Origin of the sequence: Cytobacillus sp. NCCP-133, from assembly GCF_026011715.1 — a bacterium.
In the GTDB taxonomy this organism is placed as follows: Bacteria; Bacillota; Bacilli; order Bacillales; family Cytobacillaceae; genus Cytobacillus.
Map to the genome: position 1 here is coordinate 9,077 of NZ_BRVM01000006.1, position 23,401 is coordinate 32,477.

The window sequence follows — 23,401 nt, forward strand, 5'->3', positions numbered from 1 at the left end:
TAAAAGAAGGAGGAGTGAAACTATTCCTGCTATGCAACCCTCATAACCCTGGCGGTAGAATGTGGAGTGAGGAAGAACTGCTGCGAATCGGGGAGTTGTGTGTAAAATATGATTGTACGATTCTTTCGGATGAAATCCACTCGGATTTAATTTTTAAAGGCAATAAACATGTTTCAATTGCTTCATTGGATGACCGATTTGCTGATATTACGGTCACCTGCATTGCCCCGACGAAAACCTGGAACCTTGCAGGCATCCAGGCATCCGCTGCCATCATCAGCAACAAACAGATAAGAAAAGCTTTTCAAGAGGAACAAGGGAAGCAAGGATTTTTCACTCTATCTGCTTTCGGAATTATTGGCATGGAAGCAGCCTATCGCCATGGTGAAAAGTGGCTTGACGGATTAATGGATTACCTAAATGAAAACAAAAACACAGCTTCACGTTTTATTCAAGATGAATTGCCGGGCATCTCTTTGATTGAGCCTGATGGAACTTATCTCTTATGGCTTGATTGCCGTGAGCTTGGTTTAACTGATGAAGAACTGAGGAAGCGTCTCTTAGAAAAGGGAAAACTCGCATTGGAGCCAGGCCAGAAATACGGTCCCGGCGGCGAAGGCTTTGTGCGCATGAACATTGCCTGTCCGCATGAAGTATTAGCTGATGGGCTGGAGAGACTGAAAAGAGCTTTAGGGTAAGGGTTGGTCTGGGAAGCACGGCGGGGGCCGTGCTTTCTTTATTTTTGTTTATTAGTTTCTATTGTTTATCGGAGATGCTTAAGATTCCGCTCCATGGCGACCTTTTTTCTCCTGTTGGCTACGAGTGCGGCTTCATGAGCCCTCCATGACAACCTTTTTTTCCTGCTAGCTGCAGCTATGGCTTTTTGAACTCTTCATGACGATCTTTGCCCTCTTGCTTACGCGATTTCATAAAAAGAAACCTCTACAATCATGGCTATTCCCCACCATCACTCTTCTTATTAATGTAAAAAGTACACTTCCCATGTCCCTGTTTTTCGTATTTTCTCCACAATATTTTTTGAATTACCTTTTTTGATCTAGTTACATTGCACCACTCTAAAATACTATTTGTTGTTATTTTCCTTTCGGGAAAAAGAGTTTTATATTCTTTCACGCTTTTAAGAACAGCAGATTCCAGCTTTTCTTTGGAACCACAAGTTGGACATATTAAGATACCTATACTATAGGGTTCAAGAAACCCCATACAATCACCACACGGTACCCCTTTCCTCAACTCTTCATATCCATACTCAGGAACCCGCAAATATGGATTCTCTTTCAAACAACTGGATATTAGCTGTTCTGCAAGCTTCTTGTCTCTAGGTTTAGAAGTCACAGGTATGCCTTTTAAATTTCCAAGGAATCGTTTAAGCTGGGCAGGAAAAACGGCGGGAATGATCATTGGAGCTTGATAAAGTTAAAAGCAGGGGTTAATGAAAACCAAGTGGGATTTAATAATAAGATTAAAGCCTAGTTCTTTGAGGAGTCCTCTTAACAGGGTTTCGCTCCTTTGCAGCTGAAGGAGGGGGTTTTTTATCTCTGATTTTGATAAAAGTGAATACCATCTCTCATTTTCTATATAGTAATCACCTTCGTAATTCTTCACCTCAAAAACATAGATAGTACCGCCAGCGATGAGCAGAGTGTCAATTTGGAACATGGTATTATTTGATTCCAGCAAAAGGCCATTTAATATTATCCAATCACTTGGACCTTCCTGCAGCATTCTGTCAAACTGAAGCTCGCCGGAGAAGCCCTTTTCCAAATTCCAAAAGCGATTTACATCTTTTTCCGATAATTTCAACCGGCGGTATAAATAGCGAAAAATCTTTAATTCTTCCGATTCAGCACGAGATTTAAGAATCACTTTTCACATCCTTTCTGAAGATAACTTCATTTTAAGAAATAATCACCCTATTCACAAGCAAAACAAAACCCTTTACCAGATGCTGTAAAGGGGACTTTTATAATACATATTCAGCAAGGACACTTTGTACTTCATAGATGTTCAGACTCTTGTTAAATTGCTTTTCTATAGGTTCTTCAGATCCGGAGATCCAGATTTTCAATTCGGCTTCGAGGTCAAAGCTGCCAGCAGTTTCAATGCTAAAGTGGGTTATGCTTTTATAAGGGATTGAGTGGTACTCAACCTTTTTGCCCGTTATCCCCTGTTTGTCTACGAGGATCAGGCGTTTGTTCGTAAAAATAAATAAATCCCGAACCAGCCGATAGGCTTTTTCAACCTGTTCGCTAGGAGCAATTACTGCTGAAAATTCCTCTTGTATTTCATCGATGTTCGCTTCTGACGCATTTCCAATAAACCCATTGAAAAATCCCATGTAAACAACCCCCTTTAGTTTTATTATACGAGTTATTTCTGTTAATTCCAATAAAAGAAAGGCTCTCCCACCGGAAAGCCTTTCTTTTTTTACCCTTCAGTTGATTGTTCATCCTGAGCCTTTTTTTGGCTCTTTTCATCTTTATCCTTTGAGATCTTACCGCATGCAATTCGCTCGCCGGAATCCCCGGCAGGCTGGGTCATTCCATCGTCCATTCCTTCGTGAATAACAATGGATGTCCCTTCCTTCGTCAGCAATGACGTTTTTCCTTCTTTTAATGTGACTTGCGGAGCCATTAAATCCACCTTAACTTTGCCGTCATCTTCCACAATTAAATTGGGAAGGTCTCCAGCATGCGCTCCCTTCGGATAAAGAAGTCCGTGCTCCTTATTATCGGGGTTAAAATGATTTCCAGCAGACTTAAAATCCGGCGGCTCACATTTTGCTTCCTCATGGATATGTATAGCGTGTTCTCCAGGCGGAAGGCCATTTAAATCTAGGCTCAGCTTTACTCCGCTGGACTGTTCCTCCACCTTAATCGTACCTAAGGAATCCCCAACTGCATTAAACATCTCCACTTCCGTATTGGTAATGTTCTCTTCCGCACACCCAGCCAGGAGCAGAACAACAACAAGCATTATTATTTTTTTCATGATTGAATCCTCCATCAAGACAATTTGTCATTAGTCTTGCCCAATCATTTTTTTGATAAACAAGAGATTAAGAAAAGCGCACCTTAGGCATAAGACGGTTCCTGTAAAAAGGTGTATTTCCTTCTGAAGGGAATTGGCTTATGACCCCGAGTCTCTAGGAGCCGCAACTAGACAAACTTGTGACCTCAAGGGGGTAGGCTGCTAACGCTAGACAGTTCTCAAAGTTCAAAGGGATATAAATTCTGTTATCATAAAAAAAGAACAGCACTCAGCTGTTCTCATTCTGTCCATTAGGCTTTTTGAGGCGTTCCTCAAGTTCCTTAGCCTTGGCAGCCTCGCGTTTTGACACGCGAATAATTAGTCTCATTGTAAAAATGGCGGCTACTAAAAAAATGGCAAACGTAACAGTAGCCGGGCCATATTCAGATTTATCTTCTGGAAAATATAAGAATAATGATAATACATACCATTGGAACATCATATTCTTTCCTTTCTGCAAAAAGCAGTGGTTCAATGGTTTATTATATCAGCTATTAAAAGACTGTCCAATTTTTAGGTTCTTTTTCAAAGTAAGAATGCCTGAAAGCAACAAAGTTTACCGAAATAGCCTACTTCAATACTTCAATTTTTTCTATGAACACATCTTCAACAGGTTTGTCCTCTTCAACTGTTTCAACTTCTGCGATGCTGTCGACAACGTCCATTCCCTCGACAACCTGTCCGAATACAGTGTGCTTGTTATCAAGCCAAGGAGTCCCTCCATTTTCATAAGCTTTAATGATTTCTTCCGGATATCCAGCTTGTTCCATTTCTTCTTTCAAGCTAGGATCAAGTGTTGTATTTTGAACGATAAAAAATTGGCTTCCGTTCGTACCCGGACCTGCATTAGCCATAGAGAGCGCACCGCGGATGTTATAAAGCTGATTTGAAAATTCATCTTCAAAAGCTTCTCCATAAATACTTTCTCCGCCCTTGCCTGTCCCATCAGGATCACCGCCCTGAATCATAAAGTCTTTAATGACACGGTGGAAAATCACCCCTTCGTAATAGCCATCTTCGCTGTGCTTTATGAAGTTTTCCACTGCTTTTGGAGCCTGTTCAGGAAAAAGCTTGATTTTTATATTTCCTTTAGATGTTTGCATTTCTATAAGCCTTTCATTCTCTTGAACCTCTTCCTCTAATTGCGGAAAGCTGTCTGGAGCTTCACTGGCCTGATTTTCAGTCTTTGTTTCGGAACCGTTCGCATTGTCCGTTCCCCTTTCATTGCCTGTCCCGCATGCAGACAAAACTAACATTAAAACGAATAACGGAGCAAAAAAACGCCATTGCATAAGTAACATCCTCCCCCTGTGCTAAGATCCGCCTCCTCATCATTGAAAGCCTCTCAGATTTCTGCTATTTTTTAGCTTACCTGATTTATTGAAAATTTGCACTTTGTTTTTTCAAACTTGTAAGTCATAATAGGGCTAAAGAAAATGGAGAGGAGAGATGATCATGGCAGATATTAAGATCGGAGATAAAGTAACAGCCATTTATAAAACAGGGAAGTATATCGGGGAAGTAACAGATATTCGCCCTCAGCATTATCTGGTAAGGGTGCTGGCAATTTTAAAGCATCCAATGCAGGGCGATTTACATAACCCAAAAGAGGCAGATGTCATGCTTTTCCATGAACGGCGCGCACTCGCGTACAGAGAGCAAACCAATGTGCCAAAACAAATGGTGAAACCTTTTGGAGAGGAAATTCCGGAATACAAGGATTCCCTAAGGTCGGCGCTGGATAAAATGAGGACGGAGCTCGAAGGGGATTCTTCCGCATGGGCTGAACAAAGTATAAGGAATATTGAATCACTGGAAAGAGATTATTTTAAATAAGCGATTTGATTTAAAAGATGTGTCAGAATAGAAATTACAAGCCAAATCTTTTCGTCAGATTTGGCTTGTTAAGCGAATTTATTAAAAAGCTTCGAAAAATCAACTCGATCCCCGATTGTCGTCGGCTCGGGCTTTTGAAGATATTTTTTATCCTTTTCTACCAATTTGAAAATGTTGTAGGTAGTCAATGCATCATCCAAAGCGCGGTGATGTTTTCCTGTGCCTTCTTTGCCGTATTCCTGGACAGCTTTCCATAAACCTGTTTGGTTTTGGTCTCCGAAGAAGCGCTTATATTCCATGGATAAATCCACTTCTCTTCCTCTAAACGGAAAGTCAATCCCTGCCTGGCTGCAATTGTTCCGTAAGACTCTCATATCTATATTGCCCCATGTGATAATTGAACAGTGGCGATTCTTATTCAGTTCCTTCATTTTTTCAACAAGCTCCACAAACGTAATCCCCTGGTCCACCTGTTCCTGTTTAATATGCAAAAATGCCTTGCATCGCTCGGACAATTGTGGAAAACGGTCAGGTATTACATAGGATGAAAACTCTTCACAAATTTGGCTGTTGACCACGGACACGATTCCGGCTTCAATAATCTCTGGATAAAACCCTCTAAACGCACCGCCTTTTTCAGGCATCGTAAACTCAAAATCAATAAATAAGAATTGGTGCTCCTCCCCCACGCTTTCACCTGCTTTCAATAAAAATAAACGGGCATAATTTCTTCCTATTATAGCACGAATATAGCACGAAATATTTCAATTTTCTGTTTAATTTAGTTTTCAGCCTGATTTTTTATTAGCCTCTATTCTATCCAAATAAAATGCTTAACAACAAAACTAAAAGAAGTATCGTCAGCGACAGCTTTACTCCACTTTCTGTGAAAAACTCCAGCACCCCCTGATAGATTCCGGATTTCTTCAAGAACACGACTAATTCCATTTAAGCTTTATTTGCTAAAGCGGTGCTGAACAAAATAATGGCCAGCAGTGGAAAATAACTTTTTTCCATTTATCCCCTATCCATCTTACTCTTTTAATCTAGCTATCTATTATCATGTGTCTTCATAATTCTTACAATAGCTAGTCCGCTCTGTATATTTCAGTGGTTTACGTCATAGATATAGACCATATTCTAGCAATTTTAAATTAGATAAATAGATAAAGGGGGAACGGGGATGAAAAAAAGGGGTTACTGGTTTTTATCCATTTTCTTGCTGTCAGGCCTATTCATAAATACGGCAGGGGCTTCTAACTCGGAAAAAGAGTTTGAGGAAGTACTCGAAAAACAGCTGCAGGATTCTGTCCATTATTACAATGAAAACTCATTTACAGTCATTGATGCATACGGTATGCAAGGGGAAGTAACCAAAATTGTTACACAGGATGATCCATCCACTTCGGAAAACGAAAAGGTGATCGAGGAATACGCTTCCCATATCGGGATTGTTTTCTTGGAGCTCGAACAAAAGAGAGATGATTTATTTATTTTTAAAAAGAAAGATTTTTATTATTATGATTTTGACAATAATGAATTTCTTACAGCAACGAATGTATTAGGCAATGAATCCATACGCGAATTCTTTGAGATGTACGCAGATGACCTGGAAAAGAAAATCACACCTTTTTCAAAATTGATTCTTCTGTTTTTCCTTTCGTTTATTATAACGGTTCCGCTGCTTATCATGTTTTTCCACAACCGCGGACGCAGCAAACATTCATAACAGCTGTTAGAGGATGAGACATCTCATCCTCTTTCTATTTGTCCGGCTACAGCGCCTAGCCCCTCTGGTTATAAGCCAAATCACTCCATAAATCAGGATTTCCTGCGTAATTCGTCTTATACCTGTCAGGTCTAAACAAGGCGCTTCCGCTTTTCTATTTGTCCAGCTACAGCGCCTAGCCAGTTTTCATCTGCAATATGCTCCTCCTGAATATCTTGCGAGGAGCATGATTCGGAGAATGATGCTTCGAGCAGCTCGGGTCATAAGCCAAATCACTCCATAAATGACAAGGAACGATTCGACAGCGATATAGCGTACGACCAAAGCGAGATTTGGGAGGTCTTTTGCCTGTCGGCTTTTCTATGACGCTGTCTGTATCCTCACATATTCCCTCGATTCAAATACCTTCAGCTTTTGTTTGCTCCCGGCTTCCATTTCGTAATTTGCTTGAATCATCTCGACTACTTCTTCATCTCCAGGAACATAGAATTCCCGTTTCGTTTGATGATCCAGTATCCAGGCTCCTGCGAATAGCAGGACAAAAATAGAAATGGCTGCTGAGATTTTATGTTTGATCATACACAACACCACCCTAAGAATAGTGTGCATAAATACTCCATTTTTTATACAAAAACGATGAAGATCCAATCCAAAATACGTTATGAGAAAAATTATTTTCAAAAAAAGTCTCATGATAGCATCGTGTTTCTACTTATTTAATAAAGAAGGAATAAAACCTGTATTTATACGGGTTTGGGGAATGCAGATACTTTTGATTTAGGTTATAATTTGTTCTGGGGTGCATGAGCGGAAAGTATTGTTGAGCAAAGTACCAGACGGGTGGTCCTTTTTAAGACCCCCCAGGTTCTGGATATTATTGAGCAAGAAGGAAAAACTTTTTTTAAGCGCTATCTTTTCAAGACCAAAGTGAAGGTTTATACAATCTGGAATGGAGATAATTAGAGGAGATTATACATCCTGATTTTAGAAAAATACATTTTTCTAAGCAAAAGCTTATTTCTTGGCTAAAACAAAAAGGGCGGCTTTGAGCACACTCAGCCTGTAAACGACATATCAATTAAAGGGGGTAATGTTTTGTCTTTGCTTCACCTGGCGATAATTTCACCATTTTTGCTTGCCATTCTTGTGCCATTTGCGTACAAGCTATTTAGGCAAATACATACGGGTTGGTTCATTCTTCCTCTTCCAATCCTTTTATTCAGTTATTTTATCTCTTATCTATCCATCACCTCCAATCAGCAATCAGTTACAAAATCCTTCTCATGGATACCTACGCTTGGCATCGATTTTACGGCTAAAGTGGATGGTTTGGGTTTGCTATTTGCTTTGCTGATTACTGGAATAGGATCCCTGGTTGTTTTCTATTCCATTTATTATTTGGATAAAAACAAGGAAAAGCTCAATACCTTTTATGTCTACTTACTTCTATTTATGGGCGCAATGCTTGGGGTTGTCCTTTCCGATAATCTTCTTGTGCTATATACATTCTGGGAGTTCACAAGCTTTTCTTCCTTCCTGCTGATCGGGTATTGGTACCATAGAGAAAAGTCACGGTATGGAGCCCAGAAGTCGATGATCATCACGGTTTTCGGCGGTCTTTCCATGCTTGCCGGAATTATTCTTCTATATATCATGACAGGCACATTCAGCATTACGGAGATTATTGCACAATCAGATGAAATTTTTGCAAATCCGTTATTTGTTCCTGCGCTGCTATGCATTCTTCTGGGTGCATTTACAAAGTCAGCACAGTTTCCTTTTCACATCTGGCTTCCTGACGCCATGGAAGCACCAACACCTGTCAGTGCCTACCTGCACTCGGCGACCATGGTTAAAGCCGGGATTTATTTAGTGGCAAGAATGAGCCCGGTATTTGCAGAGCATTCACTTTGGCTGTGGCTTGTCGCCGGATTTGGGATTGTCACGCTTTTCTGGGGCTCCTTCTCAGCTGTTAAACAGACGGATCTTAAATCCATACTTGCTTTTTCAACTGTCAGTCAGCTGGGGATGATTATGTCCCTTCTCGGCATTGGCGCTGCCGCTCTTCACTTTGAAACTGTAAAAGACAGCTATTTCACAGTAGCTACTACAGCTGCTGTATTCCATCTGATTAACCATGCAACCTTTAAAGGAAGTCTCTTTATGGTCGCTGGTATTGTAGACCACGAAACCGGCACCCGTGATATCCGGAAGCTTGGCGGATTAATGAACTTTATGCCGATTACTTTCACTCTGGCAATTATTGGCACATTCGCGATGGCCGGACTTCCGCCTTTCAATGGCTTCTTGAGTAAAGAAATGTTCTTTACCGGCATGGTTCGGGTTCTGGACATGGATATTTTCAATCTGGATACATGGGGGATTCTATTCCCAGTTATTGCCTGGGTGGCAAGTGTGTTCACTTTCATCTATAGTATGGTACTGGTATTCAGAACATTTACAGGCAAATTCCAGCCTGAAAAATTGGAAAAGAAACCGCATGAAGCTCCGATTGGGATGCTAATTTCACCAATTGTCCTGGCTTCATTGGTGATCATTATCGGTTTCTTCCCTAACATTATTTCAAACACGCTAATCTCTCCTGCACAGGCTGCCATTATGCCCCCTGCAGAAGGATATTTGTATGATACTCATATTTATTTCTGGCACGGCTTTACACCTGAATTGTTTATGACTTTAGGTGTGATTACCTTGGGGATTCTGCTTTTTGCCACTTTGCCAAAGTGGAGAAGCGTATATGGCCTATTCCCAAAGAAGCTTACGCTGAATCGTTTCTATGATGGCGGGCTGGAGATTGCCCAAAGAGGATCCATGAATTTCACAAAGATTTATATGAATGGTTCAATTCGGAACTATTTAATTTACATCTTTACTTTTTTTATCGTTATTTTGGGTTTTGCGTTATTTGCAAAGGATGCTTTTACCTTTGATGCGAGCAATATTTCAACAATTCATTTTTTTGAGGTTCTGCTTGCTTTAGTGATTGCGGTTGGCTCTATTACCATCCTATTTGCGAAATCAAGGCTGACGTCCATCATTCTTTTAGGGGCAGTGGGTTATACGGTCGCGTTATTTTTTGTTATTTTCCGTGCACCTGACCTGGCACTTACTCAGCTAGTTATTGAAACGATCTCTGTATCTTTATTTCTGCTCTGTTTTTATCATCTTCCAAAGAAGAGGAATGAGGAGCGAATGACATTCAAGATGGTGAATGCAGTTATTTCGGTTGGTGTCGGTGCAATTGTGACTCTTATTGCCCTATCAGCCCATAGCAATAAACTGTTTGGTTCCATTTCACAATACTATGTAGAAAATACCTATGAAAAAGCAGCCGGCAAAAACATGGTTAACGTCATTCTTGTTGATTTCCGCGGTTTTGATACAATGTTTGAAATTGCGGTGCTTGGAATTGCTGCGCTCGGTATCTTTTCTATGATCAAATTGCGCATGGGAGGAGGAAAGAAGAATGAAAACAAATGATGTCATTTTACAGACAGCGACTAAAATTGTCCTGTTTGTCATTGTTCTTTTCTCTGTGTATATTTTCTTTGCAGGCCACTATACCCCAGGCGGCGGTTTTGTTGGAGGATTGCTGACTGCAGGAGCTATTATCCTCCTGTTATTGGCTTTTGATATGAAAACAGTGGCAAAGATTCTTCCTTTTAATTATATGAATATGACTGCTCTGGGCCTGCTGATAGCCATCGGAACGGGAGCAGGTGCACTGTTGTTCAATAAGCCCTTCCTGACTCATGCTTTTACGTATGCACATGTACCGGTTCTTGGAAAGCTCTCTCTTCATACCGCAGCCATATTTGATTTAGGGGTTTTCTTGGTTGTTGTCGGTGTAACGATGACCATTATTCAAACGATAGGAGAGGATGAATAATGGAAATATTAATGGCTTTTATAATTGGAATTCTCTTTATGTCTGCCACCTATTTAATGCTGTCTAAAAGCTTGCTTCGCATTATAATTGGGACAGGTCTCTTAAGCCATGGGGCACATCTATTGCTTTTGACCATGGGAGGATTGAAACGCGGCGCTGCTCCGCTTCTGGGCGAGCATGCTCCATCTTATACAGATCCGCTGCCGCAGGCATTGATATTAACCGCAATTGTTATCAGCTTTGGTGTCACAGCTTTCTTCCTGGTTTTGGCTTACAGGACTTATCAGGAGCTTGGCACAGACAATATGGACAGATTGAGAGGAAATGAAGGAAATGATTAACTTTTTGATTTTGCCTATACTCATCCCATTAATTTCGGGTGTCCTTCTGATCTTCGCCGCTAAACATGTGATGCTGCAAAGGTGGATTGCAGGCCTTTCAGCATTGCTAACCGTTATTTTTTCAGCTTTGCTGGTCCAAAAAGTGAAAACGGACGGAATTCAGACGCTGAATCTTTCAAACTGGGAGGCACCATTCGGCATTACGCTGGTATCAGATATGATGTCTGCCCTGCTTGTTTTGACAACCAGCATTGTGGCGTTTGCCTGCCTGATCTATTCGTTCAAATCCATTGGCCATGAACGCGAGAAATACTATTACTATGCTGCATTCAGCTTTTTGATTGTAGGTGTGAATGGAGCTTTTACCACAGGTGATATTTTCAACCTTTTCGTGTTTTTTGAAGTCATGCTTATGTCGTCATATGTGCTGATCGTTCTTGGAGGAACAAAAATACAGCTGAGGGAATCTGTGAAGTATATTCTTGTGAACGTCATTTCTTCAGCTCTGTTCGTCATAGCCGTAGGTTTCTTATATTCAGTTGTCGGTACACTCAATATGGCGCATATCTCTGTGCGCATCAGCGAAATCAGCGAAGTGGCCCAGCCAGGGATCATTACGGTCATTGCCGTTCTTTTCCTGATTGTTTTCGGGCTAAAAGGGGCTATTTTCCCATTATATTTTTGGCTGCCGGGTTCTTATTATGCTCCGCCGGCTCCAGTTCTCGCCCTTTTCGGTGCTCTGCTGACCAAGGTGGGCGTATACTCTATTGCAAGAACATATACGCTGTTCTTTTACCATGACACCGGCTTTACTCATCAGCTGCTGAGCACCTTGGCCATCTTGACTATCATCTTAGGTGTCATTGGAGCCCTTGCTTATTGGGATATCAAAAAGATTGTTATTTACAATATCATAATAGCTGTCGGTGTTATTTTGGTTGGCTTATCATCCATGACGCCTGATTCCCTTGCTGGATCTATCTTTTATCTCATCCATGACATGCTAGTCAAAGCTGCCTTATTCCTGCTGGCCGGCATCATGGCAGCCATTGCTGGAACAAGCAATTTAAAGAAAATTACCGGCCTTATTAAACAGTATCCAGGGCTAGGTTGGACATTTTTTATCGCTGCGCTGACCCTTGCTGGAATCCCTCCTTTTAGCGGCTTTATCGGGAAAGTGCTGATTGTAAAGGGAGGATTCGAGGCTGAAAACTTTTGGGGAGCGGCCATTGTGCTTATGTCCAGCCTTCTCGTTTTGTTCTCAATTATGAAGATCTTCATAAATGGATTTTGGGGAACGCCTAGGGCTTACAAGGATGCAGATCAAGTTCCTGTTGGGAAATTGATGATTGCACCGGTTATTCTAATTATTCTAGGTGTATTCTATGGAGTCGGATCTGAATTTGTATTCCCGTATATCTCTCAGGCTGCCGAAACCCTTTCAAATCCAAATATTTATATTGAAGCCGTCTTAAAGGAGTACTGATTATGGCATTTCAAATTTTATTAAACATGTTCCTTGGGTTTATGTGGATGTTCTTAACAGTTACTTATGAGCCGGTAGCGTTTCTTAAAGGATACCTCTTTGGCTTGCTAATCATATTTGTATTCAGAAGATTTTTCGAGTCCCGTTTTTACCTTCTAAGAGTCATCGCAGTGATTAATCTCCTTTTTATATTTATTAGGGAGCTAATTCTTTCTAATATCGCTGTGCTGAAAGTGCTGTTAAGACCCAAAATTGAGGTGCGTCCCGGGATATTTGCATATACTACTGTTTTGAAAGAGGACTGGCAAATCACTGTCCTCTCCAGCCTGATAACCTTGACACCAGGAACATTGGTTATCGATGTTTCTCCTGATAATAAAGTTTTATATGTACATGCCATGGATATAGAAGATGCAAAGGAATCAATCAAATCAATCAAGGATACGTTTGAGAAAGCGATTTTGGAGGTGAGCCGATAATGCTAATGACTATTGTATTAATTGCTATTCTCTGCATTTCGGTTGCCATCGCAGGGTTAATCTACAGGGTAATAAAAGGGCCTACCACACCGGATCGCATTGTAGCCCTTGATGCAATTGGAATCAATTTAGTGGCAATTATTGCCCTTGTTTCGATTGCTCTTGATACAAATGCGTATTTGGAGGTTATTCTTCTCCTTGGAATCCTGGCTTTCATAGGAACTGTTGCCTTCTCTAAATACCTGGAGAAGGGGGTAATTATTGAAAATGAACGGGATCGCTGATTTTTTTATCATTGTATTTATTTTACTTGGAGCCTTCTTAAGCCTTGTAGCCGCCTACGGTGTCATCAGGCTGCCGGATGTCTATACAAGAAACCATGCTGCCTCAAAAGCGGCAACATTGGGTGTTATGTCCGTCTTGCTTGGTTCCCTTATCTTTTTTTACGTGAAAGACGGATATTTTAACTCCAGAGTACTGCTGGGCATTGTCTTTATCTTCATGACATCTCCTGTTGCCGGCCATTTAATCTCACGTGCTGCATACAATTCAGGAGTAAAACTTTGGGGCCAAAGCGTCCAGGATGACCTGAAAAGTGCACCGCATATGAAAAAAACAGCCAGCAAGGACCATTAATGAAAAAACCGCGGGAGCCATGAACCCCGCGGTTTTTTATTTTGTTCCAATGTTATTGTTGATTTCATCTTAAAAGATTCAAAAAACCTGCTTTTGTAAAATCAGGTTATCAGCAGTTTTATTTTCTTTTCATAACAGCCATCGTGCATCTTGATGTGCAGATCAGCTTATTATTTTCATCTGTAATTTTAATATCCCATACCATCGTGGTCCTTCCCTGATGAAGAACGGTTGCAACTGCTGTTACAATCCCATCCTTTTTTCCCCGGACATGGTTGGCGTTGATTTCAAGGCCTGCAACTGATTCTGTTTCTTTGTCACAAAGCTCATAAGCACCTATGCTTGCAACCGTTTCAGCAAGAGCGACAGAAGCTCCCCCATGCAGCAATCCAAACGGCTGACGGGTTCTTCCATCAACAGGCATAGTCGCCACCACACGTCCTTTTTGAAGCTCCACAATTTCCATGCCCAGCGCTTCGATTAAGGTATCTTTCAATTCCATTCCCCTATCCCCTTTCCTTATGTAAAATGTTGTCATACTATTATTCATTATATTAGAACAAACTATATATGTCCTATTGGACAATCCGATATAAGAGGTGACCGTTATGAATCGCGTTCGCGAAGGATTAATTCCAGCTGTTCTCGGCACCGCTGTTACTGCGGCTGGCTATGCAATGAAGCAAAACCGCAGAACAAATCATATGCTGTCAGATACGATTGTCGGTTTCGGGCTTGCCCATATGGTGCTTGGAGCCATCGATTTGGTTGAACACCGCAATCAATATTAATGTAAAAATAACGGAAGCGACTTATCCCAGTTATCTAAGTTCAAAAGGATATAAATTCTGATATCACAAAGAAAGGCAGCCTTTCAGCTGCCTTTTTTTCATAGTCCCAGCCCCTGGTCATGGAGCTTTTCAGTCTCTTTTTCCCGTTTTCTTTTAATGAAGCGGATCGCGAGAATTACACTGGCCAAAATTACTAGACCAATCAATAGCTCTTTTTCATATTTAACGATGGTATGGATATGGTCTCCGAATACATAACCGATGGTGAACGTCAGGGAAAGCCATAGGAGTGCCCCGCTATAGGCAAACAGGACAAATTTTTTAAAAGGCAATTTACTGAAGCCATACAAAAATGGGAGGAAATTCCTGATGCCAGGTACAAAGTAACTGAAGGAAAGGGAAAAGGCATGATACCTTTCCATTAGCTTTAAAGAAAAATCAATCGTCCTGGACAATCTTTTGCTTTTTCTGAAATATCTAAGCAGCGGCCTTCCAATAAAACGGCCAAAAGCATAGCAGGTTGTAAGGGCAGCAAGTATACCTGAATAAATGACGATAAACGCAAGCACAGGATGGAGTGTCTTTAGAGAGGAAGAGAGTCCGATAGTCATCACAATTAATTCATTTGGCACCGGAAAAATAAATACGCCTATCCAAAGCCATAGAAACAGCCCCAAATACCCATTATTTTCAATAATTTCCAAAATAGTTTCCAGTTCCATACGGGGCCTCCTATCCTGTATTATATACACAGCTGAATATCAAACACCTATAATATATTCTTGATTCCCTTCCTTTACCCCTTTTCTTATTATATCAACCCTTTTAAAATTTGCCTTTCAAAAGCAGCCATATGCGATAGTATTTTTCTCTATACCGTAGGACAATGCTGAATTGGGGGAAGGAATATTTTCACAAAATGCCCTTCATAGGAAAAGCCCTTTTCTCATATATTGAGAATGCGTGCATTAACTACTTAAGGAAAGGGGCAGAAACAGATGTACCCCTATTATTTTTATCGCTACCCAAGGCCAGGTCACTTCCCTCCTCCTCCTCAGGGCTGCTGGAATTACCCCGCCAATTATCAAGCCTATTACCATCCTGTCTATTTCCAACGGACCTTTCCAGGCGTTGACCCTGGGATGTTCATGATCTCGGCCAAAAAAATGGAAGTTCTGATGAGGGATGCTGGTACATTGCTGGTAAATATGGCGGAGTCAAAAAAGTTTTCATACGAATTAATGTCAGCTGCCCAGCAATCAAAAAAGAGTGAAGTCGAAGAAATGTTAAAATCAACAGGAATTTCGCAAATTCCATCTGTATCATACACCCCGGACGGGATGACCCTGCATTTTGAATCAGAAAAGGAAGAACAGGTGAAATGCTGTGATCTAACGCTGAAACTGCGGTGGATGTAAAGAGATATATTAAAAAAGCTCTCAAATAAGAGAGCTTCATTTTATTTTATCGATAATAAGGATTTCCATAAGGAGCGTAGCCTGGATATCCGCTGTATGGGCCATAGAATGGTGCCGGCGGGCCGTAGAATGGACGCGGCGGACCGTAGAATGGACGGGGAGCAAATAAGGCTGCACCTAATCCTCCTCCCAAAAATCCGCCCACCAGACCGCCGATAAATGGGGCTCCAAAAAAGAATCTTTCGCCGCCGTTTCTATAAGGGCTTCTATAGTAATGCATATTGGGTAACCTCCTTTTTTCAAATGCCTTCTCTATTTAATATGCAAATGTCCGCATTTTGAGTGGGCTAATAGGAAAAGCGGAGGCGACTTGCCCATTCGCGGCAAGCATAAGACTTCTGCACTGTCATCCTTTTGGTAAAAACAACAATCCCCTTGGCAGGAACCAAGGGGACCAAACGTTTATTAGTTAACAGCTTTCACTTTTGCAAATGCTTCTTCTACTGATACATAATCATAACCAAGGTCTTTAGCAACCGCTGGGTATGTGATGCTGCCGTTTACAACGTTAACGCCAAGCTTAAGTGCCGCATTCTCTTCAATCGCTTTTATAACGCCCTTGTTGGCAATTTGAAGCGCATAGTTGATTGTCACGTTTGTAAGAGCGATTGTAGATGTTCTTGGAACCGCACCAGGCATGTTCGCAACTGCGTAGTGAACAACTCCGTGTTTTTCATAAGTAGGGTTGTCATGAGTTGTGATATGGTCAACTGTTTCGAAAATACCGCCTTGGTCAATCGCAACGTCAACAACAACAGAACCAGGCTTCATAGTCTTGATCATTTCTTCCGTTACAAGCTTAGGCGCTTTAGCTCCAGGGATTAGAACAGCACCGATAACCAGGTCTGCATCTTTAATAGCTTGTGAAATGTTGAATGGGTTAGACATTAGGGTTTGAATGCTGTTTCCGAAAATATCGTCAAGCTGGCGAAGTCGCTCTGGATTTAAGTCGATGATTGTAACCTCTGCGCCAAGGCCAATTGCCATTTTCGCAGCGTTGATTCCTACTACACCGCCGCCAACGATTGTTACTTTGCCGCGTGATACCCCAGGAACGCCCGCTAATAGGATTCCCATGCCGCCATTGGTTTTTTGAAGGAACTGAGCACCAATTTGTGAAGACATGCGTCCTGCCACTTCACTCATTGGAGTAAGAAGAGGCAATGTACGGTTTACTTCTACTGTTTCATAAGCAATAGCTGTAACACCTTTTTCAGTTAATGCTTTTGCAAGCTCAGGCTCAGCAGCAAGGTGAAGATAGGTGAAAAGAACCAAACCTTCACGGAAATAGCCGTATTCTGAAGCTAGAGGCTCCTTAACCTTCATGACCATTTCAGCCGCCCATGCTTCTGCTGCAGTATCCACAATAACTGCTCCAACTTCTGTATAATCCTCATTTGTGAAACCGCTTCCAATTCCTGCGTCGATTTCAACAAGTACTTTATGTCCGGCTTTAACTAATGCATCAACGCTCGCTGGTGTCGCAGCAACACGGTTTTCGTTGTTTTTAATTTCTTTAGGTACTCCAATAATCATGGTAAAATCCCCTTTCAATCTATTAAGTATGGTATTTACTATACTTAGTATAATAATTTTAGTTAAGCGCTGTCATTGTTCATTCGTTAAAATCAAAGAGCCTTCATTTGTGGAAATCTACAAATGAGGGCTCTTTTTTTCCATTCTCCTGATTTTCAGCTCAAGATACAAGGAAAGCTTTGTATTTGTATTCTTAAGATCGACTTTACCTATGTCTGTTATCCTCTTTAATCGATAATTAAGTGTGTTCATATGGACATGCAGCTTTTTGGCCGTGTCGCTCACGTTGCTGTCATGGTCGATAAAGGCCTCCAGGGTCGCAAGCAGATTGGTCCGATGTTCAGTATCATATTTAATCAGCTTTTCAATCGCCGGGTGTTCATATGGCTCCTTGCGCTTCTTTTCCAGAATGACTTCCAGGTAGCGGAAAATGCCAAGCTGCTGATAACTATAAACATGCTGAATCTCTTCGGTAAATTGTTCTTTAAGGCGGAGAACCTTCAAAGCTTCCTGATAGCTGCTTTCTACCTTTTCATAACGATCATAAATGGTACCAGTTGCTCCGCTAATATGACGAATGTTAAATCTTGTCTTCATTTGATCGATGAAGAACTGGATAAATTCAATGAATATCTTTTCTGACAATGCAGGTTCCGGAGGCGCTGCCAGAATAATAAACTCATTCTCCATCGCTGCATAAAACGTAATATTTATTTTTTGGCTCGTTGTAATCAGGTAAATAATTTTTTGTTCGATTTTAGGTGTAATTTCTTCTTTAAACTGAAAGGCAAGTACCGCGAACGGAGATGGCGGTTTGATATTCAAATCCTCGAACCTTTCCTTAATTTTTTTATGATCCTGGAAATGGCCGGTTAAAAGCTCCCAGAAAAAATCCTGGTATCCTTCGACTCTTTTCTTTTTTTGTGCGTTTAATTTTAACAGTTCCGTTCTTGCAGACTGGGCAGCTAGCTTAAGAAGCTTCAGCTTGTTTTCTGTTAAAGCTGACTCTTCCTCCACGGCCCATATATAGCCTAATACTTCATTATGATTGCGGATTGAAATAGCTACCCGGTTACCAAGGCCAATTTCTTTGATTTTCGGGATCCTCAAAGGTTCACCGCTTTGCATGAGCTGGGGAATCACCCGTTCCTTCCATAAGCGATTGATCACTTTTTCAGGAACCTTTCTGCTGATAATCGTTGCAATTCTGGCCGTATCTGTCTGATCGTCGTGCGTACTATAGGCAAGCAGGCGATGATTGACATCTTCTATGGTCACTGGACATTCCAGCACACCCCGGATTTGATCAACCAGTTCCTCGAGACTTCCAAACATCCTCTTAAACGGATCTTTTTCCATTCTATCTTCACCCAATCCTAAAACTCCTTTAAGCCTCTAATATATTCAAGTCACTAATTTTTGCAGCTAGAAAAACGATTACTGCCTCTAATAGTATACCTCATTCCACTCCTGCACTCTACCAATCAGCCAATCGCAATTCGACAAAATCCGAGTGGTATAAGGTATTATTTTTATAAAATTCCCAATTATTTTAATTCATGAAAAAGGCTTGAAGTTATATTTAGATAATTTTACAATAGGACTTGCTCACATAAATTTCATAGATTTATAGTTTATTTACACAAATTGAAAGCGTTAACATCTAGGAGGCGAGGATTTTATGCTTGAAACGCTTAATAAAATTAACGGGGTGCTCTGGGGTACTCCAAGTTTGGTTTTGCTTTTTGGTACTGGTGTACTTTTAACATTCATGCTGAAAGGCCTTCAATTTAGAAGACTTCTTTACGCATTTAAATTAGGATTTACAAAAGAGGGACAAGCATCTTCGAACGACGAAGGGGATGTAAGTAACTTTAAGGCTCTTATGACTGCTCTTGCTGCTACAATCGGGAACGGTAATATTGCCGGGGTTGCAACTGCGATTACGCTCGGTGGGCCTGGAGCTATCTTTTGGATGTGGATCGTTGGTTTGCTCGGTATGGCGACCAAATATGCCGAAGCTATGCTGGCTATGAAATATCGTGTAAAAAATGCAAATGGCGAGTACTCAAGCGGCCCTATGTATTATGTAGAACGCGGGCTTGGCAAAAAGTTCAAGTGGCTGGCTGTAGCTTTTGCTATCTTTGGGGCTTTTGCAGCACTTGGAATTGGAAACAGTGTTCAATCTAACACAATTGCTGCGGTTATGGATACATCTTTTGGCATTAACAACTGGATTACTGGCATTGTTCTGGCTGTTCTGGCCACATTAATCATCTTTGGCGGAATTCAGCGCATCAGTACAGTTGCCGGATTCTTTGTACCAATCATGGCTGTGCTTTATATTGGCGGAGCTTTGATTATCCTTGCCGTTAACTACGACCAGATTATCCCTGCTTTCGAAACAATTTTCTTCTATGCTTTCAATCCCGTTGCTGCAACTGGCGGATTTGTCGGTGTTGTTGTATCTGAAGCTATTAAAAATGGTGTGGCAAGAGGTATTTTCTCTAACGAAGCGGGTCTTGGTACAGCAGCCCTTATTGCAGGAAATGCGAAAACTGACCATCCTGTTAAACAGGCGCTGGTAGCCATGACAGGTACTTTTATCGTTACAATCGTTGTTTGTACAATGACTGGATTAGTTCTCATTATTACAGGCTTCTGGGACACAACGGGCGGCTTGCTTTCCGGGGTACCGCATGAGGCCGGACTTGACGGCGGCGCATTAACAAGTGCTGCATTCGCACATGCCCTTGGCAGAGTCGGTGAATACATTGTCGCGTTCTCTGTTATATTCTTCGGGTTCTCCACAATCGTAGGCTGGTATGTATACGGTGAAAAGTGCTTTGAATATCTTGTTGGAACAAAAGGTATTATGGGCTACCGCGGAATCTATATCCTTGCCACAGGAATCGGTGCAGTTGCCAACCTGACAACCGTTTGGGCTTTCGCAGACATGGCAAATGCATTAATGATGATTCCGAACTTAATCGCATTAATCCTGCTTAGCAAAGTAGTTGTAAAAGATACAAATGAATTCTTTGAAAATCATTACAAAACAGCTAATAAGCAGCTTAAAAAGGCTAGTTAAGATATAGTTTTAAAAACAAACACAGGTCAACAGATCTGTGTTTGTTTTTTTACGTTGTGAAGGGAGGCGGATCCGCTCTTTCATTTATAAATTTAAAAATGCGGGAATGATAAAGCAGTTCATCTGTAAAGAGGTCTCTTTCCCCATCAAATGCATATGCAATCAGAAAAGCTTCAATATCCTCCTTCTCTTCCTCATCCCAAACACCCGTTAGCCATATTTTATAAGCAAGCCCTCCGTTAAGCGAGGGCGATGCAGACTCTTCAAAAATCTCTTTTATTTCGTCCTTGCGCACAATGTTTCCTCCCTCCCATTTACTATTCATCTTTTTCCTAATCCTTCCTGCGTATACATTTGGGATAAGGCTAAAGCATCAATTTTAGCACCACTGGTGATCTGCTTGTTTATACTATATCGAGGTCTATTTAAAGATAAAGTGAAACTTAAGAGAGGGCCTTACTGCCCGTTAGACTGCGGTGATTTCAAAAGGGTACATGGCAAATAAAAATGGCATAAAGGAGGGATGGCAATGGAAATGAATGATTTATTCCATTTAAAAAATAAAACAGCCATTGTGACTGGAGGCGGACGGGGACTTGGCGAACAAATGGCAATGGCGCTTGGTGAAGCCGGAGCAAATGTCGTCATATGCTCACGCACTCTCGAAGCCTGTGAGCGCGTCAGCAAAAACTTATCAGCAAAAGGCATGAAATCAGCAGCAATTCAATGTGACATAACAAATGAAAAAGACATCCAACGAGTAATCAGCCAAACTTGGGACCAATTCGGGAGCATTGACATTCTCATCAATAATAGCGGGACATCATGGATAGCTCCCCTATTAGAACTTCCTGCTGATAAATGGGACAAGGTGATGAATGTGAACCTTAAAGGGATGTTCTTATTTTCTCAGGCTGCTGCAAGAATCATGCAGCAGCAGGGACACGGTAAAATCATCAATATATCCTCGGTAACAGGCATGAGAGGAACACAGTCAGCGCTATTGGATGCGGTGGCATACAGCACCAGCAAAGGAGCCGTTATCTCCCTTACAAAGGATCTTGCTGTAAAACTGGCTTCCTCTGGGATACAGGTAAATGCAATCGCACCCGGCTTCTTTCCAACCAAAATAACAAAAGCACTGGAAAAATCAAGCTCCTCATTTCTTCAAAACATTCCTGCAGGAAGATTCGGCAACGATGATGACTTAAAAGGCACGGCCGTTTTTCTATCTTCCAAAGCGTCTGACTACATCACCGGCCAGATTTTAGTCGTAGACGGCGGGATGACCGTGTCGCTTTAAGTATTTTTAAAACCAATTTAATTCAAAAACAGAAAGGAGAATATATTAATGTCGTCGATTAACCATACCGAAGCTTTGCTGAATGCTATTAAGAAAGCAGGAACGAAGCTGGAGAAAGAGCTAAATGAATCCATTCAGAAATCCATTAATAAAGAAGAAATATTTAAAGACATGCTCACCCGCTCAGAGGTGACAGCTGCTGCTATGAAAAAGCTGCAGCAGGCAATAGAAACTCTTTCTGTTCCTCTTAATTTCCCAACAAAAACAGATGTAGCAAATGCAGCAAAATTAACAGTCCAGGCAGAAGAGAAAATGGATTTGATAGATGAAAAAGTAATCGCTCTAACCCAATCTTTCGATGAATTAAAAAGATCGCTGAACGGTACGGACTCCAATGGGATCCTCAAAGTCCTATCAGATCTGAAAGAGACGCTTGATCAGGATTTAGAATCTTCAAGCAGCAGTGAAAGCGCTGAGTATTAAAATGGCCGAATCGATTCTCTCTAAAAAGCTGCATCGCTTTTTCAAAAACCTGCAGCAGCCTGGACCTGAAATAGGCGTGACTCCCCGAAAGGCTGTTTGGAAGAAAAATAAAGCGGTTCTATGGCATTATGCTCCTGCTCAAAGGAAATACAAGGTACCCGTTTTCCTTATCTATTCGCTTGTAAACCAGGCATTTATCCTTGATTTAGGACCGAAAAACAGTTTAATCGAAGCTTTAACCAATAGCGGATATGATGTATACTTGCTTGACTTTGGCATTCCGGGATATGAGGATAAGGATCTCACAATGGATGATTACATTGTCCATTATATTCAAAAAGGCGTCCGGAGAGCTCTATTCCATAGCAGTGCAGACGGGATAACCGTCATGGGGTTTTGTCTGGGCGGCACCTTTGCAGCCATTTATGCTGCCATTGCAGAAGAGCCCATCAGAAATTTAATCCTCTCCGTTGCACCAGTTGATTTTAGCAAGGTTGCCCTATTCGATCAGTGGGCAGCTGCTTTGCGGGATGGTGACACAGATCCCAATGCCATTTTGGATGCTTGGGGCTTGATTCCTGCTCCGGCCATTAAAGCGGGGATGCGACTGGTTACATCGCCCCTCTACTTTTCTCCTTATTTATCGCTGCTGAGCCGCGCAGACAATGAAGAATATATCCACAGATGGAAGCGGTTCAACCACTGGTCAAATGGCCATATCCCTTTTGCCGGAGCAGCTTTAAAGCAAATCCTCCATGACTTGGGAAAAGAGAATAAGTTTATCAATGGCCGTCTGGGTATCGCAGGAAAGAAGGCTGATCCCGGTAACATCAAGGCAAATCTCCTTGCTGTCGCTTCAAGTCATGACAGGCTTGTTCCCAAAGAGCAAGTGCTCCCAATCATGGACCTTGTTTCCAGCAGAGATAAACAGTTTCATCTGCTTAATGGCGGCCATGCCAACCTTACATCGGATGGCAAAGTGCCTGGTTATTTGAATGAGTGGCTCTCGGTGCGTTCTGAAAAGATAGAATAATCAATTCCCCTGCCAAGGCGGGGGAGTTCTAATTTAAAGGAGGTAGTTCAATGCAATTCTGGAAGTATTCGAATGCGATCCCAAACAGCCAAGCCATGAGTGCCTACATGGGCTTTGCATCACTTGTTTTTAAAGACTTTTTCAAAAAATAGCAGGATTTTCAGGCCATGCACTTCTGTATGGCCTTTCTATTTTTTTCAGATATAAATTTGTAGAGT

Annotated in this window: 31 protein-coding genes; 16 read left to right on the forward strand and 15 right to left on the reverse strand. The window is 41.4% G+C overall.

Annotated features, from left to right (window positions below; genetic code table 11):
* A partial coding sequence (locus NCCP133_RS09100) for a MalY/PatB family protein (protein ID WP_264804617.1) occupies window positions 1–698 on the forward strand: 698 nt, incomplete at its 5' end.
* A gap of 256 nt (window positions 699–954) precedes the next feature.
* Here the strand turns inward: NCCP133_RS09100 and NCCP133_RS09105 are convergent.
* The 6 genes from NCCP133_RS09105 to NCCP133_RS09130 all read right to left on the reverse strand — a co-directional run bounded on the left by NCCP133_RS09105 (window position 955) and on the right by NCCP133_RS09130 (window position 4,343).
* Window positions 955–1,356, reverse strand: coding sequence for a hypothetical protein (locus NCCP133_RS09105; protein ID WP_264804618.1), 402 nt, complete (start codon window positions 1,354–1,356; stop codon window positions 955–957).
* A gap of 81 nt (window positions 1,357–1,437) precedes the next feature.
* Entirely contained in the window at window positions 1,438–1,887 is a 450-nt protein-coding gene (locus tag NCCP133_RS09110) for a nuclease-related domain-containing protein (RefSeq protein ID WP_264804619.1), read from the reverse strand.
* Window positions 1,888–1,984: 97 nt separating this feature from the next.
* Window positions 1,985–2,359: a PH domain-containing protein gene (locus tag NCCP133_RS09115; protein ID WP_264804620.1), complete on the reverse strand. Its 375-nt coding sequence runs from the start codon at window positions 2,357–2,359 to the stop codon at window positions 1,985–1,987.
* An 89-nt stretch (window positions 2,360–2,448) separates the two neighbouring features.
* Window positions 2,449–3,012: a superoxide dismutase family protein gene (locus NCCP133_RS09120; protein ID WP_264804621.1), complete on the reverse strand. Its 564-nt coding sequence runs from the start codon at window positions 3,010–3,012 to the stop codon at window positions 2,449–2,451.
* A 268-nt stretch (window positions 3,013–3,280) separates the two neighbouring features.
* Complete coding sequence (locus NCCP133_RS09125) at window positions 3,281–3,490, reverse strand: hypothetical protein (protein ID WP_264804806.1); 210 nt, start codon at window positions 3,488–3,490, stop codon at window positions 3,281–3,283.
* 130 nt (window positions 3,491–3,620) lie between these two features.
* Entirely contained in the window at window positions 3,621–4,343 is a 723-nt protein-coding gene (locus NCCP133_RS09130) for a peptidylprolyl isomerase (protein ID WP_309298050.1), read from the reverse strand.
* 163 nt (window positions 4,344–4,506) lie between these two features.
* Here NCCP133_RS09130 and NCCP133_RS09135 point away from each other — a divergent pair, with 163 nt between their 5' ends.
* Window positions 4,507–4,887 carry a kinase-associated lipoprotein B gene (locus NCCP133_RS09135; protein WP_264804622.1) on the forward strand — a complete coding sequence of 127 codons (381 nt, stop codon included), beginning with the start codon at window positions 4,507–4,509 and terminating at the stop codon, window positions 4,885–4,887.
* A gap of 68 nt (window positions 4,888–4,955) precedes the next feature.
* Here NCCP133_RS09135 and kapD read toward each other — a convergent pair whose 3' ends face one another.
* Together kapD and NCCP133_RS09145 are read right to left on the reverse strand one after the other, a co-directional pair.
* Complete coding sequence (gene kapD, locus NCCP133_RS09140; RefSeq protein ID WP_264804623.1) at window positions 4,956–5,576, reverse strand: 3'-5' exonuclease KapD; 621 nt, start codon at window positions 5,574–5,576, stop codon at window positions 4,956–4,958.
* 127 nt (window positions 5,577–5,703) lie between these two features.
* On the reverse strand, window positions 5,704–5,835 hold the full coding sequence (locus NCCP133_RS09145) for a DUF5366 family protein (RefSeq protein ID WP_264804624.1): 132 nt from the start codon (window positions 5,833–5,835) through the stop codon (window positions 5,704–5,706).
* 235 nt (window positions 5,836–6,070) lie between these two features.
* Between NCCP133_RS09145 and NCCP133_RS09150 the strand changes: the two genes are divergently transcribed.
* Window positions 6,071–6,616, forward strand: a complete 546-nt coding sequence (locus NCCP133_RS09150) for a hypothetical protein (RefSeq protein ID WP_264804625.1) — start codon at window positions 6,071–6,073, stop codon at window positions 6,614–6,616.
* A gap of 360 nt (window positions 6,617–6,976) precedes the next feature.
* On the opposite strand, the gene NCCP133_RS09155 is transcribed toward NCCP133_RS09150, so the two are convergent.
* A complete protein-coding gene (locus tag NCCP133_RS09155) occupies window positions 6,977–7,195 on the reverse strand; it encodes a hypothetical protein (RefSeq protein WP_264804626.1) in 219 nt (72 codons plus the stop codon).
* A gap of 516 nt (window positions 7,196–7,711) precedes the next feature.
* On the opposite strand from NCCP133_RS09155, the gene NCCP133_RS09160 reads away from it, so the two are divergent.
* From NCCP133_RS09160 to mnhG, 7 genes are read left to right on the forward strand one after another with little or no spacing between them, the layout of a single operon-like run.
* Window positions 7,712–10,117 (forward strand): Na+/H+ antiporter subunit A, encoded by a 2,406-nt coding sequence (locus NCCP133_RS09160; protein WP_264804627.1) that lies wholly within the window; start codon window positions 7,712–7,714, stop codon window positions 10,115–10,117.
* Window positions 10,104–10,526 carry a Na(+)/H(+) antiporter subunit B gene (locus NCCP133_RS09165; RefSeq protein ID WP_264804628.1) on the forward strand — a complete coding sequence of 141 codons (423 nt, stop codon included), beginning with the start codon at window positions 10,104–10,106 and terminating at the stop codon, window positions 10,524–10,526. Before NCCP133_RS09160 ends, NCCP133_RS09165 begins: the two co-directional genes overlap by 14 nt.
* Window positions 10,526–10,867, forward strand: coding sequence for a Na(+)/H(+) antiporter subunit C (locus NCCP133_RS09170; protein ID WP_264804629.1), 342 nt, complete (start codon window positions 10,526–10,528; stop codon window positions 10,865–10,867). The genes NCCP133_RS09165 and NCCP133_RS09170 overlap by 1 nt, the downstream gene beginning before the upstream one ends.
* Window positions 10,860–12,353 (forward strand): Na+/H+ antiporter subunit D, encoded by a 1,494-nt coding sequence (locus NCCP133_RS09175; RefSeq protein ID WP_264804630.1) that lies wholly within the window; start codon window positions 10,860–10,862, stop codon window positions 12,351–12,353. Before NCCP133_RS09170 ends, NCCP133_RS09175 begins: the two co-directional genes overlap by 8 nt.
* Before the next feature lie 2 nt (window positions 12,354–12,355).
* Complete coding sequence (locus NCCP133_RS09180; RefSeq protein WP_264804631.1) at window positions 12,356–12,832, forward strand: Na+/H+ antiporter subunit E; 477 nt, start codon at window positions 12,356–12,358, stop codon at window positions 12,830–12,832.
* Window positions 12,833–12,837: 5 nt separating this feature from the next.
* Window positions 12,838–13,116 carry a Na(+)/H(+) antiporter subunit F1 gene (locus NCCP133_RS09185; protein WP_442874255.1) on the forward strand — a complete coding sequence of 93 codons (279 nt, stop codon included), beginning with the start codon at window positions 12,838–12,840 and terminating at the stop codon, window positions 13,114–13,116.
* Window positions 13,100–13,468: a monovalent cation/H(+) antiporter subunit G gene (mnhG, locus tag NCCP133_RS09190; RefSeq protein ID WP_264804808.1), complete on the forward strand. Its 369-nt coding sequence runs from the start codon at window positions 13,100–13,102 to the stop codon at window positions 13,466–13,468. The genes NCCP133_RS09185 and mnhG overlap by 17 nt, the downstream gene beginning before the upstream one ends.
* 118 nt (window positions 13,469–13,586) lie before the next feature.
* Here the strand turns inward: mnhG and NCCP133_RS09195 are convergent, their stop codons facing one another.
* Window positions 13,587–13,970 (reverse strand): hotdog fold thioesterase, encoded by a 384-nt coding sequence (locus tag NCCP133_RS09195; protein ID WP_264804633.1) that lies wholly within the window; start codon window positions 13,968–13,970, stop codon window positions 13,587–13,589.
* Between the two features lie 106 nt (window positions 13,971–14,076).
* Between NCCP133_RS09195 and NCCP133_RS09200 the strand changes: the two genes are divergently transcribed.
* Window positions 14,077–14,259, forward strand: a complete 183-nt coding sequence (locus tag NCCP133_RS09200; RefSeq protein WP_264804634.1) for an asparagine synthase — start codon at window positions 14,077–14,079, stop codon at window positions 14,257–14,259.
* Between the two features lie 98 nt (window positions 14,260–14,357).
* Here NCCP133_RS09200 and NCCP133_RS09205 read toward each other — a convergent pair whose 3' ends face one another.
* The gene (locus tag NCCP133_RS09205; RefSeq protein WP_264804635.1) at window positions 14,358–14,981 is read right to left on the reverse strand and encodes a DedA family protein; all 624 of its coding nucleotides are present in this window, start codon (window positions 14,979–14,981) and stop codon (window positions 14,358–14,360) included.
* Window positions 14,982–15,257: 276 nt separating this feature from the next.
* Here NCCP133_RS09205 and NCCP133_RS09210 point away from each other — a divergent pair, with 276 nt between their 5' ends.
* A complete protein-coding gene (locus NCCP133_RS09210) occupies window positions 15,258–15,677 on the forward strand; it encodes a hypothetical protein (RefSeq protein WP_264804636.1) in 420 nt (139 codons plus the stop codon).
* 46 nt (window positions 15,678–15,723) lie between these two features.
* Here NCCP133_RS09210 and NCCP133_RS09215 read toward each other — a convergent pair whose 3' ends face one another.
* The 3 genes from NCCP133_RS09215 to NCCP133_RS09225 form a co-directional block, all read right to left on the reverse strand.
* Window positions 15,724–15,957, reverse strand: a complete 234-nt coding sequence (locus tag NCCP133_RS09215; RefSeq protein ID WP_264804637.1) for a hypothetical protein — start codon at window positions 15,955–15,957, stop codon at window positions 15,724–15,726.
* Window positions 15,958–16,142: 185 nt separating this feature from the next.
* Entirely contained in the window at window positions 16,143–17,273 is a 1,131-nt protein-coding gene (gene ald / locus NCCP133_RS09220; RefSeq protein WP_264804638.1) for an alanine dehydrogenase, read from the reverse strand.
* 117 nt (window positions 17,274–17,390) lie between these two features.
* Window positions 17,391–18,647: a PucR family transcriptional regulator gene (locus tag NCCP133_RS09225; RefSeq protein WP_264804639.1), complete on the reverse strand. Its 1,257-nt coding sequence runs from the start codon at window positions 18,645–18,647 to the stop codon at window positions 17,391–17,393.
* A gap of 307 nt (window positions 18,648–18,954) precedes the next feature.
* On the opposite strand from NCCP133_RS09225, the gene NCCP133_RS09230 reads away from it, so the two are divergent.
* Window positions 18,955–20,364 carry an alanine/glycine:cation symporter family protein gene (locus NCCP133_RS09230; RefSeq protein WP_264804640.1) on the forward strand — a complete coding sequence of 470 codons (1,410 nt, stop codon included), beginning with the start codon at window positions 18,955–18,957 and terminating at the stop codon, window positions 20,362–20,364.
* A 49-nt stretch (window positions 20,365–20,413) separates the two neighbouring features.
* On the opposite strand, the gene NCCP133_RS09235 is transcribed toward NCCP133_RS09230, so the two are convergent.
* Window positions 20,414–20,659, reverse strand: coding sequence for a hypothetical protein (locus tag NCCP133_RS09235; protein ID WP_264804641.1), 246 nt, complete (start codon window positions 20,657–20,659; stop codon window positions 20,414–20,416).
* Window positions 20,660–20,893: 234 nt separating this feature from the next.
* Between NCCP133_RS09235 and NCCP133_RS09240 the strand changes: the two genes are divergently transcribed.
* Genes NCCP133_RS09240 through NCCP133_RS09250 form a run of 3 tightly spaced genes read left to right on the forward strand, consistent with a single transcriptional unit; the run spans window position 20,894 to window position 23,183 of the window.
* The gene (locus NCCP133_RS09240; protein ID WP_264804642.1) at window positions 20,894–21,667 is read left to right on the forward strand and encodes an SDR family oxidoreductase; all 774 of its coding nucleotides are present in this window, start codon (window positions 20,894–20,896) and stop codon (window positions 21,665–21,667) included.
* Window positions 21,668–21,715: 48 nt separating this feature from the next.
* On the forward strand, window positions 21,716–22,150 hold the full coding sequence (locus NCCP133_RS09245; RefSeq protein WP_264804643.1) for a hypothetical protein: 435 nt from the start codon (window positions 21,716–21,718) through the stop codon (window positions 22,148–22,150).
* A 1-nt stretch (window position 22,151) separates the two neighbouring features.
* Window positions 22,152–23,183 carry an alpha/beta fold hydrolase gene (locus tag NCCP133_RS09250; protein ID WP_264804644.1) on the forward strand — a complete coding sequence of 344 codons (1,032 nt, stop codon included), beginning with the start codon at window positions 22,152–22,154 and terminating at the stop codon, window positions 23,181–23,183.
* Window positions 23,184–23,401: the final 218 nt, after the last annotated feature.